The organism is Paraburkholderia kirstenboschensis (assembly GCF_032806925.1).
GTDB classification, from domain to species: Bacteria; Pseudomonadota; Gammaproteobacteria; order Burkholderiales; family Burkholderiaceae; genus Paraburkholderia; species Paraburkholderia kirstenboschensis.
Window position 1 is genome coordinate 704,014 of record NZ_CP136513.1, and the last position, 18,802, is coordinate 722,815.

Annotated in this window: 15 protein-coding genes and 1 pseudogene; 6 read left to right on the top strand and 10 right to left on the bottom strand. The window is 64.1% G+C overall.

The window, feature by feature from the left end:
* Positions 1-73 precede the first annotated feature (73 nt).
* Complete coding sequence (locus tag RW095_RS25810; RefSeq protein WP_394365191.1) at positions 74-1,147, top strand: DUF1853 family protein; 1,074 nt, start codon at positions 74-76, stop codon at positions 1,145-1,147.
* Between the two features lie 10 nt (positions 1,148-1,157).
* Here the strand turns inward: RW095_RS25810 and thiD are convergent, their stop codons facing one another.
* Together thiD and lplT are read right to left on the bottom strand one after the other, a co-directional pair.
* A complete protein-coding gene (gene thiD / locus RW095_RS25815; protein ID WP_317021684.1) occupies positions 1,158-1,967 on the bottom strand; it encodes a bifunctional hydroxymethylpyrimidine kinase/phosphomethylpyrimidine kinase in 810 nt (269 codons plus the stop codon).
* A gap of 61 nt (positions 1,968-2,028) precedes the next feature.
* The gene (gene lplT, locus RW095_RS25820) at positions 2,029-3,336 is read right to left on the bottom strand and encodes a lysophospholipid transporter LplT (RefSeq protein ID WP_317021685.1); all 1,308 of its coding nucleotides are present in this window, start codon (positions 3,334-3,336) and stop codon (positions 2,029-2,031) included.
* 218 nt (positions 3,337-3,554) lie between these two features.
* Between lplT and alr the strand changes: the two genes are divergently transcribed.
* From alr to RW095_RS25835, 3 genes are all read left to right on the top strand, one after another.
* Positions 3,555-4,625 (top strand): alanine racemase, encoded by a 1,071-nt coding sequence (gene alr, locus RW095_RS25825; protein WP_317021686.1) that lies wholly within the window; start codon positions 3,555-3,557, stop codon positions 4,623-4,625.
* Positions 4,626-4,730: 105 nt separating this feature from the next.
* A complete protein-coding gene (radA, locus tag RW095_RS25830) occupies positions 4,731-6,107 on the top strand; it encodes a DNA repair protein RadA (RefSeq protein ID WP_088174711.1) in 1,377 nt (458 codons plus the stop codon).
* Between the two features lie 145 nt (positions 6,108-6,252).
* Positions 6,253-6,531, top strand: a complete 279-nt coding sequence (locus RW095_RS25835) for a DUF2866 domain-containing protein (RefSeq protein WP_317021687.1) — start codon at positions 6,253-6,255, stop codon at positions 6,529-6,531.
* Positions 6,532-6,651: 120 nt separating this feature from the next.
* Here the strand turns inward: RW095_RS25835 and RW095_RS25840 are convergent, their stop codons facing one another.
* On the bottom strand, positions 6,652-7,782 hold the full coding sequence (locus tag RW095_RS25840) for a CaiB/BaiF CoA transferase family protein (protein ID WP_394365192.1): 1,131 nt from the start codon (positions 7,780-7,782) through the stop codon (positions 6,652-6,654).
* A 142-nt stretch (positions 7,783-7,924) separates the two neighbouring features.
* A complete protein-coding gene (locus RW095_RS25845; protein ID WP_317021689.1) occupies positions 7,925-9,877 on the bottom strand; it encodes an ATP-binding cassette domain-containing protein in 1,953 nt (650 codons plus the stop codon).
* 135 nt (positions 9,878-10,012) lie between these two features.
* On the opposite strand from RW095_RS25845, the gene RW095_RS25850 reads away from it, so the two are divergent.
* Complete coding sequence (locus tag RW095_RS25850) at positions 10,013-10,492, top strand: glutathione peroxidase (RefSeq protein ID WP_317021690.1); 480 nt, start codon at positions 10,013-10,015, stop codon at positions 10,490-10,492.
* Positions 10,493-10,516: 24 nt separating this feature from the next.
* Here the strand turns inward: RW095_RS25850 and cls are convergent, their stop codons facing one another.
* The 6 genes and pseudogenes from cls to dapC all read right to left on the bottom strand — a co-directional run bounded on the left by cls (position 10,517) and on the right by dapC (position 17,159).
* Entirely contained in the window at positions 10,517-12,004 is a 1,488-nt protein-coding gene (gene cls / locus RW095_RS25855; RefSeq protein WP_317021691.1) for a cardiolipin synthase, read from the bottom strand.
* A gap of 335 nt (positions 12,005-12,339) precedes the next feature.
* Positions 12,340-13,224: a 50S ribosomal protein L3 N(5)-glutamine methyltransferase gene (prmB, locus tag RW095_RS25860; RefSeq protein WP_317021692.1), complete on the bottom strand. Its 885-nt coding sequence runs from the start codon at positions 13,222-13,224 to the stop codon at positions 12,340-12,342.
* Between the two features lie 26 nt (positions 13,225-13,250).
* Entirely contained in the window at positions 13,251-14,390 is a 1,140-nt protein-coding gene (gene dapE / locus RW095_RS25865; protein WP_317021693.1) for a succinyl-diaminopimelate desuccinylase, read from the bottom strand.
* Between the two features lie 201 nt (positions 14,391-14,591).
* Positions 14,592-14,951, bottom strand: a pseudogene (locus RW095_RS25870) (ArsC family reductase); the annotation flags it as partial.
* Positions 14,951-15,778: a 2,3,4,5-tetrahydropyridine-2,6-dicarboxylate N-succinyltransferase gene (gene dapD, locus RW095_RS25875; RefSeq protein WP_317021694.1), complete on the bottom strand. Its 828-nt coding sequence runs from the start codon at positions 15,776-15,778 to the stop codon at positions 14,951-14,953. The pseudogene RW095_RS25870 and the gene dapD, both read right to left, overlap by 1 nt.
* A 163-nt stretch (positions 15,779-15,941) precedes the next feature.
* Positions 15,942-17,159 (bottom strand): succinyldiaminopimelate transaminase, encoded by a 1,218-nt coding sequence (dapC, locus tag RW095_RS25880; protein ID WP_317021695.1) that lies wholly within the window; start codon positions 17,157-17,159, stop codon positions 15,942-15,944.
* Positions 17,160-17,665: 506 nt separating this feature from the next.
* Between dapC and RW095_RS25885 the strand changes: the two genes are divergently transcribed.
* On the top strand, positions 17,666-18,682 hold the full coding sequence (locus tag RW095_RS25885; protein ID WP_317021696.1) for a DMT family transporter: 1,017 nt from the start codon (positions 17,666-17,668) through the stop codon (positions 18,680-18,682).
* Positions 18,683-18,802: the final 120 nt, after the last annotated feature.

An 18,802-nucleotide genomic window follows, 5' to 3' on the forward strand; every position in this document is an offset into this window, starting at 1 on the left:
TGAGCCGGCGGCGCGTCGTCTTGCGACGGCGCGCGGAAACACCACCGGAGCGGACTCAGTCAGGGCGGCTGTTGTGAGCGACGATGCCGCCGGCGCAGATTCCGCCGCCGCGGGTGCCGCCAGCGCGGAGCCCGCTCTTTCCACATTGCTCGACAGTCTGGGCGACAGCGCGGTTCGCGATCTGGCATGGCTGCTGTTGAGCGCCGATTTGTTGCGTCCGCAACCGCCGATGGGCGAACTCGCCACTCCATTCGCGACCTCGCGGCAACTGCACGAGATCGTCGACTGGCTGCGCGCGCTCGATGCAGTGCCCGCCCCGTTGCATGACGATCTCGCCGCAACGCGCATCACTCGCCTCGGGCGCTACGCCGAACGCCTGCTTGGCTGGTTCCTGCAACATGGCCCGACTGCGCGGCTGATCGCGGCGGGCGTGCCGCTTCGGCGCGCAGGGGTCACGCTCGGCGAGTGCGATTTCCTCCTACACACGCAAGAGGGTGCGCAGCTTCACTGGGAGCTAGCGGTGAAATGCTATCTGCATGCCGGTGGTGTCGACTCGCGAACCGTGTCACGGTCAAATGCCGGCTTGTCAGCACCATTATCAGTGCCGCTATCACCATCCGCATCACCGCAGTTATCGAACTATGTCGGTCCGAACCTCAAAGACCGCCTCGACCTCAAGCTCGCGCATCTACTAAATCATCAATTGCCCTTGAGCGCGCGCGAAGACTTTGCGTCGACGGGTTATCCGGGACCGTGGACACCGCAAATGTTCATCAAAGGATGGTTGTTCTACAGGCATGGCGAAACGCCGGCAGATCCGGTCGAACTCGACCCCGCGCATGGCCGCGGCTGGTGGGTGACACGTAGTGAGTGGCCGGACTTCGCGGCGGCGCATGCGCCGCATTGGCGCATCTTGCCGCGGCTCGAATGGCTCGCGCCGCGGCGCTATCGTCAGGACGCGGAGCAGACCGCCAGTAGTACGTTGATCGATCCGCTAACGCTCACCGCTCGAAGCGCTCAGCAACCGGGACCGACCATGATCGCCGCATTGGCAGAGGACGCCGCGGGCAACCTCGTTGAACGCTCGCGTGGCTTCGTCGTGCCGGACGAGTGGCCTGAGCAAGCCCAAGCCTACGCAAGGCAGTAGGGCGGCCGCGTTACCACCATCGATAGAAATGATGCACGGGTCCGACGCCGTTGCCGACGTCGAGCCGATCGCTCGCCTGCAATGCACCGGTCAGGTACTCCTTGGCATCCGCGACCGCGCTCGCCAGATCGTCGCGTTGCGGCATCAGTGCTGCAATCGCCGACGACAGCGTGCAGCCCGTTCCATGTGTGTTCTTCGCCGGCACGCGCGGACCGCCCAGTCGCAGCGTGCCGCTTTCCTGGACCAGCCAGTCCGGACTATCGGTGGCGCTTAGATGGCCGCCTTTCATCAGCACCGCGCGAGCGCCGAGCGCGCGCAGCGCTTCGCCTTGCTCGACCATGCCGGCTTCGTCGGCAGCCGGTTGCACGCCGCCGAGCAGTGCGGCGGCTTCGGGAAGATTGGGCGTCAGCAGATCGGCGAGCGGCAGTAATTCTTCACGCAATGCGGCGACCGCATCCGGCAGCAGCAGCGCGTGATTGCTCTTCGAAATCATCGCCGTATCGAGGATGACGTGCTTGGGCTTGTGTCGGCGCAACGCGTCGGCAACCGCACGGACAATCGACGCGTTGGCGAGCATGCCGATCTTCACCGCGTCGATGCGGATGTCGTCGAACACGGCGTCGAGTTGCGCGGTGATGAAGCCCGCGTCCGGCGCGTGGATCGCGGTGACACCGCGCGTGTTCTGCGCGGTGAGCGCGGTGATCACACTCGCGCCATAAACGCCGAGCGCCGAAAAAGCCTTCAGATCGGCCTGAATGCCGGCGCCGCCGCCGGAATCGGAACCGGCGATCGTCAGCACATTGGGAATCGGTTGGGTCATCGCAAAGCGGGAAAGGGTAAAGGCGCGAGGGCGGCAGAAGAAGCGGACACGCCCCGACGCGTTAGTGCTTGACTTCGCCGATCAGCGCGACTGAGTCGAACGCGCGCTGATTCGCCTGGTGACGCCGCATCACGAGCCACATCATCAGGCAGACGAAGGTGCCGAACAGCACGATGACCGCCGTGACCGGCACGTCGAGCCAGACGAGCACCGCGTACAGGCACAGCATGACGAGCACGGAGAGGTTCTCGTTGAAGTTCTGCACGGCGATCGAGTGACCCGCCGACAGCAACACGTGGCCGCGATGCTGGAGCAGCGCATTCATCGGTACGACGAAGAAGCCCGACAGGCCGCCGACGATCATGAGGAAGATATAAGCGACGATCAGATAACCCGGCACGTGCATCCGGCCGAAGTACAGCCCCCAGTGAGCAGGGAAGAGGCTGCGCGTGTAGAACGCCATGAGCATCACGGCAAGCCCCATCATGATGCCCACCGGCAGCACCGACAGCGACTTTTTCAACGGCACGCGCGAGGCCGCGTAGATCGCGCCGCCCGCGACGCCGACGGCCACCACCGCCTGCAGGATTGCGGCTTCGGAGAGCGACATATTGAGCGACACTTCCGCCCACTTCAGCACGATGAATTGCAGCGTCGCGCCCGCGCCCCAGAACAGCGTCGTGACCGCGAGCGAGATCTGCCCGAGCTTGTCACGCCACAGCACGAGGAAGCAGTCGGCGAAATCGGTGACGAGTTTGATCGGGCCGCGTTCCTGCTTCGGGTAGCGCGCGCCCGTGTCGGGAATACGCAGATTGAAGAGCGCGGCGATGACGTAGATCACCATGATGACCAGCATCGCCGCTTCAGCGGGCGTGTTGACCGTGGGGATATGGTGCCGCAGGATCGGCGCCGCAATATGCGGACTGATCAGCGCTCCGCCGAGCACCGTGCCCAGAATGATCGAGCCGACCGTGGTACCTTCGATCCAGCCGTTCGCGGCAACGAGCCGGTCAGGCGGCAGCAGTTCGGTGAGAATCCCGTATTTGGCGGGCGAATACGCGGCCGCGCCAAAACCCACGATTCCATACGCAAGAAGCGGATGCGCGCCGACCAGCATCGTGATGCAGCCGAGCACCTTGATAGTGTTCGTGATGAACATCACGCGTCCTTTGGGACGCGAATCGGCGAAGGCTCCCACGAAGGCGGCGAGAACGACGTACGACAGCACAAAGAACAACTTGAGCAGCGGCGTCATCCAGTTGGGGGCGTGTAGATCTTTCAGCAGTGCGATAGCAGCGATCAGAAGCGCATTGTCGGCCAGCGACGAAAAAAACTGCGCGGCCATGATGGTGTAAAAACCTTTTTTCATCTGATGCGATGCTGTCCTCGCTGCGGTCTGTCCGCCCCGGCCGTTTGTTATGCGTCCGGGCTTATGCCGTTCGAAATGGGTTGTGCGCACGGCTTTATATCATGAAAATAGCTGCATTCAGACTAGCAGAATCCTTGATCGCACCGCCCAGCGGGCTGCCGCGCGTTGAAAACGCCCTGTAAGCCGCTGATTCGCAAGCGTCTTTACGAAAATACTCCATGCCGCGCCCCCTCTCAGCCACGATTCACACCTCCGCCCTTGCCAATAACCTCGCCGTCGCGCGCCGCTATGCGCCTAAATCGAAGATCTGGGCGGTCGTGAAGGCCAACGCGTACGGCCATGGCCTCGCGCGCGCTTTCCCAGGTCTGCGTGCAACAGACGGCTTTGGGTTGCTGGACCTCGAAGAAGCCGTGAAGTTGCGTGAATTGGGTTGGGCCGGCCCGATTCTTTTGCTCGAGGGCTTTTTTCGTCCGACGGATATCGACGTCATCGACCGCTATAGCCTGACCACGGCGCTCCATTCGGACGAGCAGTTGCGCATGCTTGAAATGGCGCGGCTTTCGAAGCCTGTCAACATACAGTTGAAGATGAATAGCGGCATGAACCGGCTCGGCTACACGCCGGAGAAATTCCGCGCGGCGTGGGAGCGCGCGCGCGCCTGCCAGGGCGTCGGTCAGATCACCTTGATGACCCATTTTTCCGACGCCGACAGCGAGCGTGGCGTGGCTCACCAGATGGAAGCGTTCGAGCGCGGCGCACAGGGCATTGCCGGCACGCGCAGCCTCGCCAATTCGGCAGCCACGCTGTGGCATCCGCAATCGCACTTCGACTGGGTGCGCCCGGGCATCATTCTGTACGGCGCGTCGCCGTCGGGCATGTCCGCGGCGATCGAGGGCACCGGCTTGCAACCTGCCATGACGCTCACGTCGGAACTGATCGCCGTGCAAACCATCGCGGAAGGCCAGACGGTCGGCTACGGTTCGCTCTTCAAGGCGCGTGGGCCGATGCGCATCGGCGTGGTGGCATGCGGTTACGCGGACGGTTATCCGCGAGTCGCGCCGGAAGGCACGCCGGTGATCGTCGAGGGCGTGCGCACGCGAGTCGTGGGACGCGTGTCCATGGACATGCTCACCGTCGACCTCACGCCGGTTCCCACTGCGAACGTGGGCTCGCGCGTCGAATTGTGGGGCGCGTCGCTGCCCATCGACGACGTCGCGCGCGCCTGCGGCACGATCGGCTACGAGTTGATGTGCGCGGTCGCGCCGCGCGTGCCGGTGCGTGCCGAGTAATGTGCGGCAACGCGTAATATCGCCGGGCAATAGCGGGGCGCGCTACATCATCGAACGGCGCGGCCGAGACAAGAACAGCAAACAACAGTAACCAGGCAAGAACGCGTGGCAAAAGCAAAAACGTTGTACGTATGCAGTGAATGCGGCGGTCAAACGCCAAAGTGGGCGGGCCAGTGCCCGTCCTGTCAGGCCTGGAACACACTCGTCGAATCGGTCGCCGAAACGCCTTCCACGCATCGTTTCCAGTCGCTCGCGAAGAGTGCGCCGGTGCGGCGTCTCGCCGATATCGAAGCGTCCGACGTGCCGCGCTTTTCCACCGGCGTCGGCGAGTTCGACCGTGTGCTCGGCGGCGGCCTCGTGCCGGGCGGCGTGGTGCTGATCGGCGGCGATCCGGGCATCGGCAAATCGACGCTGCTGCTGCAATCGCTCGCCGAAATCGCCGCCGACAAGCGCGCGCTCTATATCAGCGGTGAAGAGTCGGCCGCGCAGATTGCGTTGCGCGCGCAACGATTGTCGCTGCTGGAGCCGGGCTCGAAAGCGAGCGAGCTGCAATTGCTCGCCGAAATCCAGCTCGAGAAAATTCAGGCGACGATTGCGGAACAGCAGCCCGACGTCGCAGTCATCGACTCGATCCAGACCGTCTATTCCGACGCGCTCACGTCGGCGCCGGGCTCGGTCGCGCAGGTGCGCGAGTGCGCGGCGCAATTGACGCGCATCGCGAAGCAGTCGGGCACCACGATCATCATGGTCGGCCACGTGACCAAGGAAGGCGCGCTCGCGGGGCCGCGCGTGCTGGAGCACATCGTCGATACGGTGTTGTACTTCGAGGGCGACACGCACTCGTCGTTTCGTCTCGTGCGAGCGATCAAGAACCGCTTCGGCGCGGTCAACGAACTCGGCGTGTTCGCAATGACCGAGCGCGGCTTGCGCGGCGTCGCGAATCCGTCGGCGCTCTTTCTGTCCCAGCATGAGCAGTCGGTGCCGGGCTCGTGCGTGCTGGTCACGCAGGAGGGCACGCGGCCGCTGCTCGTCGAAGTGCAGGCGCTGGTCGATTCCGCCAACGCGCCGAATCCACGGCGGCTTGCCGTCGGCCTTGAGCAGAACCGGCTGGCTATGTTGCTCGCCGTGCTCCATCGGCACGCGGGCATCGCGTGTTTCGATCAGGATGTGTTCCTGAATGCGGTGGGCGGCGTGAAGATCACTGAGCCGGCCGCGGATCTCGCGGTGCTGCTCGCCATTCATTCGTCGATGCGCAACAAGCCGCTGCCGAAGGGGCTCGTGGTGTTCGGCGAAGTGGGGCTCGCCGGCGAGATCCGGCCGTCGCCGCGCGGCCAGGAGCGCTTGAAGGAAGCCGCCAAGCTCGGCTTTTCGGTCGCCGTCATTCCGAAGGCCAACGCGCCCAAGCAGCCGATAGAAGGCTTACAGGTCGTTGCGGTCGAGCGTATCGAACAGGCTATCGACCGGGTCCGCACGCTCGAGTAGACGCCCACAGCGCGCGTGGTGCTCGACGCGCGCGCCGTAATGCGCCGTAAATATCTCCAGGTTGGTTGTAACCAACAAGCCCTTCCTTTTTCCTTAAGCTGCAAAGCTATTGCATCCCTTCCGATGCCTGAAAAAGGATCGCGCCTTGAAACAGTCACATGAAACCATAGCCGAGGGGCCGATACAGGTGCGCGGCTGCCGGGTCTCAGCGCCCATTCATCAGCCGTGGGGCGGCACTTGCCGGATTGTCGAGTGGATCGACAGAACGGGGCAGATTTCGCGCCGCGTGGTAGCCGGCGACGCGACCGCCGCCGAGGTGCGCGCCACCATCAATCGCCACGTGGAAGGCCGCAAGCATCTGCTGTACGACGACGAAAATACGCCGCGTCAGACGTTGCCGCGGCAGACGGTTGTGCGCCGGTGAGGTTGCAGGCCGGCGCGAGGAGTTGAAGCACGTTGCGCTTGGGTCAGGCTTCGATTGCGCTTTGCTGGCGCTCGAGTTGCGCTTCGGTTGCTCTTGAGTTGCGGTTCAATCGTGCTCCCGTCACGCTTTAGGGCGCGCGTCGCTCCGGTCTCTTGATTCTCCCGTGAGTTCATCCGGCTCGTCATGATCTTGGTGCGCTTCTAGATTAAACAGCGGATGCTGGGCCGCTTCGCCCGCCGTCAAGACTGGCGAGACGCAGCAATCGAGCGGCTCCAGCAACGCGACCCATTCATCGAGCGCACGCGTGCCGATGACGTCGGCAAGTTCCTGCGTGAGCGCAACGGCGTCCGGCCCGCCGATCGCCTGGCCGAGACTCCAGTGGCGCGTGGCCCACTCGGGGCGGTCGAGCGCCATGCACAAGCTTTCCCAGAACTTCAGCTCCAGCGCGCCCACTGCGAGCCAGCGGCCGTCCAGCGTACGGTACAGGTTGTAGCAGGGCACGCCGCCGTTCAGCAGGCCCGCGCCTGCCGCTGTTTCTTCGGTTGTGCTTCGCGCCGTGTTCCCTGCGGTGCTGACCGTGGCATTTCTCGCGGCATTTCTCGCGGCGTCTTCATTAGCTAGGGCGACCTGCGCGATCACGTTGTGCGCATGAGTGGCGTGTGTCATCGAAACGTCGACGAAACGGCCTTCGCCGCCGCGCGACACATGCCATAACGCGGCGAGGATTTGCGTGACCGCGCTGAGCGCGCCGCCGAGCAGATCGGCTATCTGGAAATTGGGCACGATTGGCGCGCCGTCGCGGCTCGTCAGTTGATCGAGAACGCCCGCGTAGCCGATGTAATTCAGATCGTGCCCGGCATGATTGGCGAACGGGCCGCGTGCGCCGTAACCGCTGATCGCGCAGTACACAAGCCGCGGATTAACCGCGCGCAGCGTCGCGTAGCCCACGCCGAGCCGATCCATCACCCCCGGCCGGAAGCTTTCGATCAACACGTCCGCTTCCGCCGCGAGCGCTCGCAGCACATTGCGTCCCGCTTCGGATTTCAGGTCGAGCCGCGTCTCGCGCTTACCGCGATTCACTAGCCGGTAAAACGCGCCAGGCCGTCCGGCCACGCGGTCGCTCGACGACTGCATCATTGTGCGCGTCGGGTCGCCGGCGCCGGGCGCTTCGATTTTCAGCACTTCGGCGCCGAGTTCGGCAAGCCGCAGTGCGGCGACCGGGCCGGGCAACAGCCGCGTGAGGTCGAGCACGCGCAGGCCTCTTAACGGAGGCGGCGCGGACGCCGCCCCTGAAGCCGATTTGGCGGCTGAAACGGAAGATGCAGCGGAGGACATCGCAGATGACAAAGCCAACCTCTCGTCGATGCCGGCGCGGATCGCGGATAGCGTCCCGCTAGCCGATTTGTTCGAGTTCCTCGTGTGTCTCGAGCCATTCGGCTTCGAGTGCTTCAAGGCGCGCGTTCACATCTGCCTGACGGCGAATTGCGTCCGTCAGTTTGCTCTTTTGAGCCGGCTCGTAGCTGGCAGGATCGGCGACGAACGCATCGAGCGTCGCCTTCTCCGCGTTGAGCGCGTCCATTTCCTTCTCGATCTTCGTGATACGGCTTTGCAGCGGCTTTTTCAAGTGCGCGAGCTTCTGACGCGTTTCCGCTTCGAGCCGGCGCTGCTCCTTGCGATTCACGCCGCCGTCCGCGCCGTTGTCGGTGCCATTCGACGCGCCGTTCGCCGCATTGCCCGCCTTCAACGCCGCGCGCTGCTCGGCCGCATGTTGCAGCAGCCAGTCGCGATAATCGTCGAGATCGCCGTCGAATTCCTGCAAGCGGTGCTTCGCGACCAGCATGAACTGATCTGTCGTGGCCCGCAGCAGATGGCGGTCGTGCGACACGAGGATCAGCGTGCCTTCGAACTGCGCGAGCGCCATGGTCAACGCGTGCCGGGTTTCGAGATCCAGGTGGTTGGTCGGCTCGTCGAGCAGGAGCAGGTTCGGCTTCTGCCAGATGATCAGCGCGAGTGCGAGCCGTGCCTTTTCGCCGCCGGAGAAGGGCGCGATCTTCGACGTCGCCATTTCGCCCGAAAAGTTGAAGCTGCCGAGGAAGTCGCGCAATTCCTGCTCGCGCGTATCCGGTGCAAGGCGCGCGAGGTGCTGCAAGGGCGTGTCGTCCGCGCGCAGCGTTTCGAGCTGATGCTGCGCGAAGTAGCCGATGCGCAGACCCTTGCCTTCGCGCACGTGGCCGCCGAGCGGCGCGAGCGTGCCGGCCAGCGTCTTGATCAGCGTGGACTTGCCCTGGCCGTTCGCGCCGAGCAGCCCGATGCGCTGGCCGTTCTGGATAGACAGCATCACGCGCTCGACAATCGGAATTTCGACGCCTTCTTCGCTGTGATAACCGCAGCGCACGTCTTCCATCACCATCATCGGGTTCGGCGCGGAATCGGGCGTGCGGAATTCGAAGGTGAACGGCGACGCGGCGTGCGCCGGCGCGATCAGTTCCATCTTCTCGAGCGCCTTCACGCGGCTTTGCGCCTGGCGAGCCTTGGTGGCCTGCGCCTTGAAGCGGTTGATGTAGCTCTGCAGATGCTCGACCGTGCGCTGCTGCTTTTCGTATGCGCTCTGTTGCAACGCGATCTGCTGCGCGCGCAGCACTTCGAACTGCGAGTAATTGCCGCCGTAACGCTTGATCTGCTGCTGTTCGAGATGCAGGGTGACGTTGCACACCGAATCGAGAAATTCGCGGTCGTGCGAGATCACGATCAATGTGCCCGGATAGCGGTGCAGCCAGTCTTCGAGCCAGACGATCGCGTCGAGATCCAGGTGGTTGGTCGGTTCGTCGAGCAGCAGCAGGTCGGAACGACACATCAGCGCCTGCGCAAGGTTCAGCCGCATGCGCCAGCCGCCCGAGAAGCTGCTGACCGGTTCGCGGGTCTGGTCGAGCGTGAAACCGAGGCCAAGCAGCAGCGCTTCGGCGCGCGCGGGCGCGGTGTAGCCGTCGGCGTCCGCAAAGGCTGCATGCGCTTCTGCTTCGGCCGCGCCGTCGTGAGCGGCGGAGGCGGCCGCGATCTGCGCTTCGATTGCACGCAACGCTGCGTCGCCGTCGAGTGTATAGGCGAGGGCGGTCTTGTCCGCAGCGGGTGTTTCCTGCGCGACGTGCGCGATCCGCCACGTTGGCGGGATCGAAAATTCGCCGCCGTCCGCGTGCAGTTCACCGAGCAGCACGGCAAACAGTGTCGACTTGCCAGCGCCGTTTGCTCCCACGAGGCCCGCCTTTTCGCCGGGATTCAGGGTGAACGTGGTGTTGTCGAAGAGCGGCTTGGTACCGCGCGCGAGGCTGAACTGGTTAAAGCGGATCACGAAGAGGCCGGCTTGAGAAAAACGCTATTTTAGACTGCCGGGGGTGACACAGGGCGCTTAGCCGGCATCAGCCATTCGGCCGACTGTATCCGCCGCGCTTTTGGCATAGACTGACGGCTTTCCTGGGGAGAGCACATGACATCGATTTATTCTTTTTCGGCCCGCACGCTAGGCGGCGAGGAAGTGAGCCTCGGGCAGTACGAAGGCAAGGTCTTGCTGATCGTCAATACGGCGAGCGAATGCGGATTCACGCCGCAATATGCGGGCTTGCAGAAGCTGTATGAGGGCTACGCGGCGCGCGGGCTCGCGGTGCTGGGCTTTCCATGCAATCAGTTCGGCAAGCAGGAGCCGGGCGACGCGGTGCAAATCGGCAGCTTCTGCGAAAAGAACTACGGCGTGACTTTCCCGATGTTCGACAAGGTGGACGTGAACGGCGCCAACGCGCATCCCCTGTTCCGCTATCTGACCGGCGAGGCGCCCGGCCTCCTGGGTCTCGAAGCGATCAAGTGGAACTTCACGAAGTTTCTAATCGGCCGTGACGGCAATGTGGTCAAGCGCTACGCGCCTCTGACCAAGCCCGAGGCGATTGTCGAGGACATCGAAAAACTGCTGTGAATCCGCGGTGCGCACTGCGATGCTTCAAAGAATTGGCGAGAACAGTCGAGCCACATGCATCAGCACGCGCCGCAATGCGCTCGCGTGGCGGTACTCGTTGCGATCTATCTCGCGAGATTCGGCGAAATCGGCGAGCAGCATCGCCTCGACCTCTTTCGCAAAATCGCGGTCGACCGTCATCACCATGATCTCGAAGTTCAGGCGAAACGAACGGTTGTCGAGATTGGCGCTGCCGACCGCCGCCGCCACGCTGTCTATCAGCACGACCTTCTGGTGCAAAAAGCCCGGCTGGTAGCGAAAAATGCGGATGCCCGCGCGCAGCGAATCGTACGCATACAGTTTCGACGCTTCGAACACCACCACATGATCGCGCCGGCTGGGAATCAGAATGCGGACGTCCACGCCGCGCAGCGCTGCAAGCCGCAGCGCCGAGAACACGGCTTCGTCGGGCACCAGGTAGGGCGTCGTAATCCAGATGCGCTCGCGCGCAGCATTGATCGCTTCGACGAAAAAGAGCGAGCAGGTTTCCTGCTTGTCGGCCGGACCGCTCGGCACGACGAGGCAGTGCATGTCGTGGCCCGTTGCCGGGTGCGCGGAGTATGCCGGGTCCGACGGCGCCGCGAGGTCGGGCGGCGGCCCCGGCGGTAGATCGAGTTGCGGCAACTGCTGCGTTGCCCAGTACCAGTCTTCGGTGAACACGAACTGGATGCTGGCGACCGCCGGTCCGCGCACTTCGATATGAGTGTCGCGCCACGGCGAGAGCGGCGGCTTGCCGCCCAGATATTCCACGCCGACATTGTGCCCGCCGACAAACGCGCGTTCGCCGTCGACGGAAACGATCTTGCGATGATTGCGGAAGTTCAGTTGCAGCCGGTTGACGAACCGGCGATTGGTGGCGAACGGACGCGTGTCCACGCCGCCCGCGCGCAGCGACGCGACATAGCGGTGCGGCAGGTCGAAGCTGCCAATGCTGTCGTAGAGGAAATACACGCGCACGCCTTGCTGCGCTTTCGCTATCAGTGCGTCTTTGAACATTTCGCCGAGCGCATCGTCGCGCACGATGAAAAACTGCACGATCACGTAATGGCGCGCGTTCTCGATGGCCTGGAAAATCGCCTCGAATGTCGCGGTGCCGTTCACCAGCGTGCGCACGGAATTGCCCGGCAGAAACGGCATGCCGCCCAGCCGTGTGAGCGAGTGGACGAGTCTGCCGCCAAGCGCATGCGCGGGCAGTTGCGCCGACGAAGCAAGCCTGTCCCACTCCGGAGGATGCGCGTGCGCGCGCAGCAATTCGTTTTCGACGCGGCGCGCGTCGGCGTAGCCCGCAAACTTGCTGCGCCCGAGAAAGAGGTATGGGACGAGCGTGAGATATGGCATCGCGACCAGCGACACGGCCCACGCAATCGCGCCTTGTGACGTGCGCGTATTGAGAATCGCGTGACATGCCGCGACCACGCCGAGTATGTGGGCGAGAGCCACCAGCGTGCCGACGTGAAGCAGGTCGAATTGCATAGGCGAGCGAAGGGATGATGAAGCGCTGCGCGGGCTCGCTGGACGAACACGGGCGGCTAACGAGCTAACGAGCTAACGGCGCTCATCTTACCGAAGGCGCGCGGATTGGGGGCGAGTTGGGTTATTGCATGAAACCACGGCCACCGTTTGCACGGCGTCGCAATGACTGTTGAGGCGCTAACTGTGACCGATGACCGGCAGCTAAAGCATCAGCTCTGGTCGAGCGCTCTTGACAGAAGCGAAGCAAGCACTTTGCATGAAGTCGCAGTGAGCAGCCGAAGCACTCACTGCGAGCCCACAGCTAAGCCTCAACTCCGGTCTAGTGTCTGGCGGGTTCAGACCGGCAGGTCCGCAGCCTGAATCAGGAACACGTTATCGTCGCCGGCGCTCGTCGACAGCCATACGAGGTTCAATCCGCCGAAGGCCGCTTCCACATGCTGGCGCTCGTTGCCGATTTCGATCACGAGCACGCCGTCTTCGGTCAGCCAGTCGCGTGCGTCGGCGATGATCCGCCGAACGATGTCCATGCCGTCGCTGCCGCCCGCGAGTGCCATGTCCGGCTCGTGCTTATATTCGGCGGGCAACTCCTGCATCGACGCGGCGTTCACATATGGCGGGTTGCTGATGATCACGTCGTAGCGGCGCTCAGCGAGCGGCGCATACAGGTCGCCCTCGAAAAGGGCGATGCGCTCTTCGAGCTTGTAGTCGGCCACGTTGCGTGCGGCGACTTCGAGCGCCGGCGCGGACAGATCGACCGCGTCGATGTCGGCATTCGGAAACGCGTGCGCCGCAAGAATCGCGAGGCAGCCCGAGCCCGTGCAAAGTTCGAGCACGGCGCCGACCTGTTCGGGATCTTCAACGTAAGGTTGCAGCCCGTCTTGCAGCAACTCGCCGATGAACGAACGCGGCACGATCACGCGTTCGTCGACGTAAAAGCGAAAGCCGTGCATCCACGCTTCCTGCGTGATGTACGCAGCTGGCACCCGCTCGGTGGCGCGGCGCTCGATCACGTTGAGAACCGCGTCGATCTCGGCCGGGCTCAAGCGCGCGTCCATGAACGGATCGAGCAGGTCGAGCGGCAGATGCAGCGTGTGCAGCACCAGATAGGCGGCTTCGTCGTACGCATTGGCCGAGCCGTGGCCGAACGAGAGGCCGGACTGGTTAAAGCGCGACACCGCGAAACGCAGCAGGTCGCGGACAGTGGAAAAGGGCAGCGTCATCGCAATAGTCCTTGGATATTTCCCGGTTAAGCGATCAGTTGTTCGAGCACGCGGCGGTACACGTTTTTGAGCGGCTCGATGTGGGCGACGTCGATATGTTCGTCGATCTTGTGGATGCTGGCGTTCAGCGGGCCGAACTCGACCACCTGTTGGCAGATCCGCGCGATGAAGCGGCCGTCGGACGTGCCGCCGGTGGTCGACAGTTCGGTGTTCACGCCGGTTTCGTCCTTGATCGCTTTGGCCAGCGCGTTCGACAGATCGCCGTGCGGCGTGAGGAACGGGAGCCCGCTCACAGTCCACTGCAGATCGTATTCGAGGCCATGCCGGTCGAGGATTGCATGCACGCGTTGCTGCAAACCTTCTACCGTGCTGGCTGTCGAGAAGCGGAAGTTGAACATCACGTCAGCGTGGCCGGGAATCACGTTGGTGGCGCCCGTGCCGCTATGGATATTCGACACCTGCCACGTGGTGGGCGGGAAGTATTCGTTGCCGTCGTCCCAGCGCTCGGCGACAAGTTCGGCCAGCGCGGGCGCGAGCAGATGCACCGGATTTTTCGCCAGATGCGGATAAGCGATATGGCCTTGCACGCCCTTGACGACGAGCTTGCCCGACATCGAGCCGCGCCGGCCATTTTTCACCGTGTCGCCGAACTGCGTGCTCGAAGTCGGTTCGCCGACGATGCAGTAGTCCATGCGCTCGCCGCGCGCTTGCAGCGCTTCGACGACTTTGATGGTGCCGTCGGTGGCGGGGCCCTCTTCGTCGCTCGTGATCAGAAACGCGATCGAGCCGCGATGCCGCGGGTGCGCCGCGACGAACTCCTCGCTGGCCACCACAAAGCCGGCGATCGAGGTTTTCATGTCGGCTGCGCCGCGACCGTACAGCTTGCCGTCGCGATGCGTGGGTTCGAAGGGCGCCGACCGCCATTGCTCCAGCGGGCCGGTGGGCACCACGTCCGTGTGGCCGGCAAACGCGAGCAGCTTGCCCGCGCGGCCGTCTACGCCGCGTTTGACGGCCCACAGGTTCGTTACGCCGTTCGATTCGATGGTTTCGTGCTGGAAGCCGAGCGCGGACAGGCGTTCGATCAGGAGGCGCTGGCAATGCTGGTCGTCGGGCGTGACGGAGGCGCGCGCGATCAGTTGTTCGGTAAGGGCGAGGGTGCCGGACATGGATTCGATACAAGCCACTTTGGGATGAAAAAATGCCGGCTGGCGGTGACGCACCGCAGCCGGCAACAGCTTTGACGCAACGCGGCGAGGCCGCGCTCAAGCAACACAATGCAGCGGCAGGGCAAGCGGCGCAGCGCCTGAGCGCAGTGCGGCGCGCTTTGGCAAGCGCGCGGCGCTCACGCAAACAGCGCCATGCTCACCAAACAGCGCCGTATATTCTTCGGGCGAAAAACCAAGCGACTTCACCCGCCCGTTGATCACCAGCACGGGCCGCTTGATGACCGACGGCTTGTGGATCATCAACGCGATCGCGCCCGGCTGGGTGTCCGCAGCCGCCTTCATGTCGTCGGCCAAGCCGCGCCATGTGGTGCCGCGGCGGTTCAGCAACGCGTCGAGCTTGACGTCCTTCAGCCAGTCCTGCACGAGCGGCTCGGTCACGCCGGCTTTCTTGAAGTCGTGAAACTCAAACTCGACGCCGTGCTCTTCGAGCCACACGCGCGCTTTCTTCACGGTGTCGCAGTTCGGAATTCCGTAGACGACAGTCTTGGTGCCGCGCGCCATCAGTCGCCTCGCAGAAGCTCGTTCAGGCCGACCTTCGCACGTGTCTTTGCGTCGACCTTCTTGACGATCACGGCGCAGTAGAGGCTGTGCGAGCCGTCCTTCGACGGCAGGTTGCCCGCCACCACGACCGAGCCCGCCGGGATGCAACCGTACGTGACTTCGCCGGTTTCGCGGTCGTAAATCTTGGTGCTCTGGCCCAGGTACACGCCCATCGAAATCACCGAATTCTCTTCGACGATCACGCCTTCCACCACTTCCGAACGGGCGCCGATAAAGCAGTTGTCTTCGATGATGACCGGGTTTGCCTGCAGCGGCTCCAGCACGCCGCCGATGCCCACGCCGCCCGACAGGTGCACGTTCTTGCCGATCTGCGCGCAGGAACCGACGGTTGCCCACGTATCGACCATCGAGCCTTCGTCGACATAAGCGCCGATGTTGGTGTACGACGGCATCAGCACCACGTTCTTCGCGATGAACGAGCCGCGGCGCGCGATGGCGGGCGGCACGACGCGAAAGCCGCCGGCGGCGAAGTCTTCAGCGGTGTAGTTGGCGAACTTCGAGGGCACCTTGTCGTAGAACTGGCTGTAGCCGCCCGCCGGCATCGGCGCGTTGTCTTCCAGGCGGAAAGACAGCAGCACGGCTTTCTTCAGCCATTGATTGACGACCCAGTCGCCGTCCTTCTTCTCGGCGACGCGCAGCGCGCCCTTGTCGAGTTGCTCGATTGCGTGCGCGACGGCTTCACGCACGTCGGCCGGCGCGGCCTTAGGCGACAGCTCGGCGCGGTTTTCCCAGGCGGTGTCGATGATTTGCTGAAGTTGTTGCGACATATGCGTGCTTTCTGAAGAGTTGAAGTCTGAAGAAGGGAGGCGGTGCGCAAGGCGTTCGCCGGGAAAACGGAACAGGAACAATCAGCGGCAGGCCACGCGACGAATCGAACGACGAGCCTGGCTACGAACCCCACAACCAGCCGACAGCCCGCCGGCGAAAAACTCAGCCCGCGAGCCCGCGGCAAAAATCGACGATTCGTTGCGCGCCCTGCGTGCATTCGTCGACGTCGGCGACGAGCGCGAGGCGCACGAAATTGCGGCCGGGGTTCACGCCGTGCGCGGTACGCGCGAGGAACGAGCCCGGCAGAACCGTCACATTATAGTCGGCGTAAAGACGCTGGGCGAACTCCGTGTCGGTAAGGCCGGTGCGCGAGACGTCGGCCCACAGATAGAACGCGGCGTCGGGCAGGCGCACGTCGAGCACCGCGGCAAGCATCGGCGTGACCGTGGAAAACTTCCGCACGTATTTCGCGCGGTTCTCGCGCACGTGCGCCTCGTCGTTCCAGGCGGCGATGCTCGCGCTTTGATACACCGTCGACAACGCCGCGCCGTGGTACGTCCGGTACAACAGGAAGTCCTTGAGAATCGCGGCGTCGCCCGCGACGAAGCCCGAGCGCATGCCGGGCACGTTCGAGCGCTTCGACAGGCTCGACAGCATGACGAGCCCGTCATAACCGCGGCCGAGCTTGTGCGCGGCTTCGAGGCCGCCGAGCGGCGGGTTGGCTTCGTCGAAATAGATCTCGGAATAGCACTCGTCGGAGGCGATCACGAAGCCGTGGCGGTCCGACAGCGCGAAGAGCTCGCGCCAGTCTTCGAGCGTCAGCACCGCGCCGGTCGGATTGCCCGGCGAGCAGACATAAAGCAGTTGCGCGCGGGCCCAGACGTCGGCCGGCACCGCCGAGTAATCGCACGCGAAGTTGCGCGCCGGGTCGCTATTGACGAAGTAGGGCTCCGCCCCCGCGAGAATCGCCGCGCCTTCGTAGATTTGGTAGAACGGGTTCGGACAGAGTACGATCGCAGGCTCGCCTGTCGCATTGCGCTTCGGGTCGATCACCGTTTGCGCGAGAGCAAACAGCGCCTCGCGCGAGCCCGAGACCGGCAGCACCTGGGTGGCGGGATCCACCGGCGGCAAGCTGTAGCGCTGCGTAACCCACTTCGCGATCGACTCGCGCAACGGCAGTGAGCCTACCGTGGCCGGATACGCGGAGAGGCCGCCGAGCGAGGCGATCACGGCGTCGGTTATCAACGTGGGTGTCGGATGTTTCGGCTCGCCAATGCCGAAGCTGATATGCGCGAGGCCGGTAGCCGGCGTGACGTCTTTGAAAAGCGCGCGCAGCTTTTCGAACGGATAGGGCTGGAGGGAGTCGAGTAGCGGATTCACTGGGCGGATCGAGCCTGATCGAAAAGGGCGCGGAAAGATGCACGACGGCGCATGCGCTGGGCCGCGCCGCGTGAAAATAGCAGCGGCGGCGAGCAGGGGATTATAACGTGCGCGCCGGGGGCTGGCGTCAGGTCGCTGGCGGGCGTGGTCCACCGGTCAAGCGGGCGGCAAGCGGGCATCGGCCGAGCGCACCAGCACCACCGATCAGGCACCAGCCGGTCATTAATCGGCGTCGACCAGGCACCAACCAGGCATTAACCACGTGTTAACCAAGGCATCAACCAAGGCATCACCGCCCGCCAGGCGGCGCACGCAATGCGCTGCAGCGGGAACGACGCGGAACGTAATAGTCCGCGCAGAGACAAGGCAGGAGCAGCAATGTACGAAGCAATCGAGGAGACGTCCGGACGAGGAACGTGCGAAAACGCCGCAGTCCGTGGCACGAACAGCACCGTCACCCGCATCACCCGCATCACCCGCAGCACTGTCTCGAGGAGCCCGTCGCCATGACGAACTGGCTTCGCACAGGCTGGCCGACGCTCGCAATCATGCTGGGCGCGTCGGTGTGGGGAATGATCTGGTATCCGCTGCGTATGCTCGCAGCGCTTGGCTTGACCGGCACGGCCGCGAGCGCGCTCACGAGCGGCGCCGGTTGCCTGTTCGTGCTGCTGGTGCGCCATCGGGCGCTGAAAACCGTGCGCTGGCACTGGCTGCTGCCGGCTCTCGCGCTCGCCGCGGGCATCACGAATCTAGGGTTCGTATGGGGATCGATCCACGGGCAGGTGATGCGCGTGCTTTTGCTCTTCTATCTGACGCCTGCATGGACCGCGCTCTTCGCGCACTTCATTCTGCATGAACGCCTGACGTGGGCCGGCGCGGGTCTCGCCGCGCTGTCGCTGGCCGGCGCGATGACGATGCTGTGGTCGCCGCAGCTCGGCATTCCGCTGCCGGGCAACCTCGCGGAATGGGCAGGCCTCGCGGGCGGCATGGGCTTCGCGATGAGCAACGTCCTGATCCTCAAGACAAGCCGTGTATTGCCGCAGATGAAGCCGGAAATGCGCACCGCGACCATCTTCGGCGGCGCGGCGATTTTCGGCGCTTGCGCGTCGCTATTCGAAGCGATGCCCGCGCCGCCCACCGGCGCACATCTCGGTACCGCCGCCTGGCTGGTGCTCGGCCTCGGTTTCCTGCTCGCGTCGAACAACATGCTCGTGCAATACGGCCTGTCGCGCGTGCCGGCCAACCGGGCGTCGATCATCATGCTGTTCGAACTCGTGGTCACGGCCATGTCCGCGTGGCTCTTCGCCGGCGAGACGCCCGGCCCGCGCGAATGGGCGGGCGGCGCGTGCATCGTGCTTGCTTCGGCGCTGTCGAGCTGGATGCATCGCACGAAGACAATGCCCCCGGATCCCGCCAGTCAGGACCCGAGCGAGGACCCGGGCGCCGCGAGCGAGCGCGAGGCCGACATCGACAAGCGCGACGACCATAAGGACGGCAAGAACCGTCCACGCGCGATGGTATGATTGCCCCTCATTAGCCGGCGCATGCGCGGTGCGCGTGCAGCCGGCACCCATGTCTCGAGGGCTGGCAAGGAGCGCGGGCCGCATCGCTGTAGCGGCGGACGGCTCATGCGGCCTTCGTGA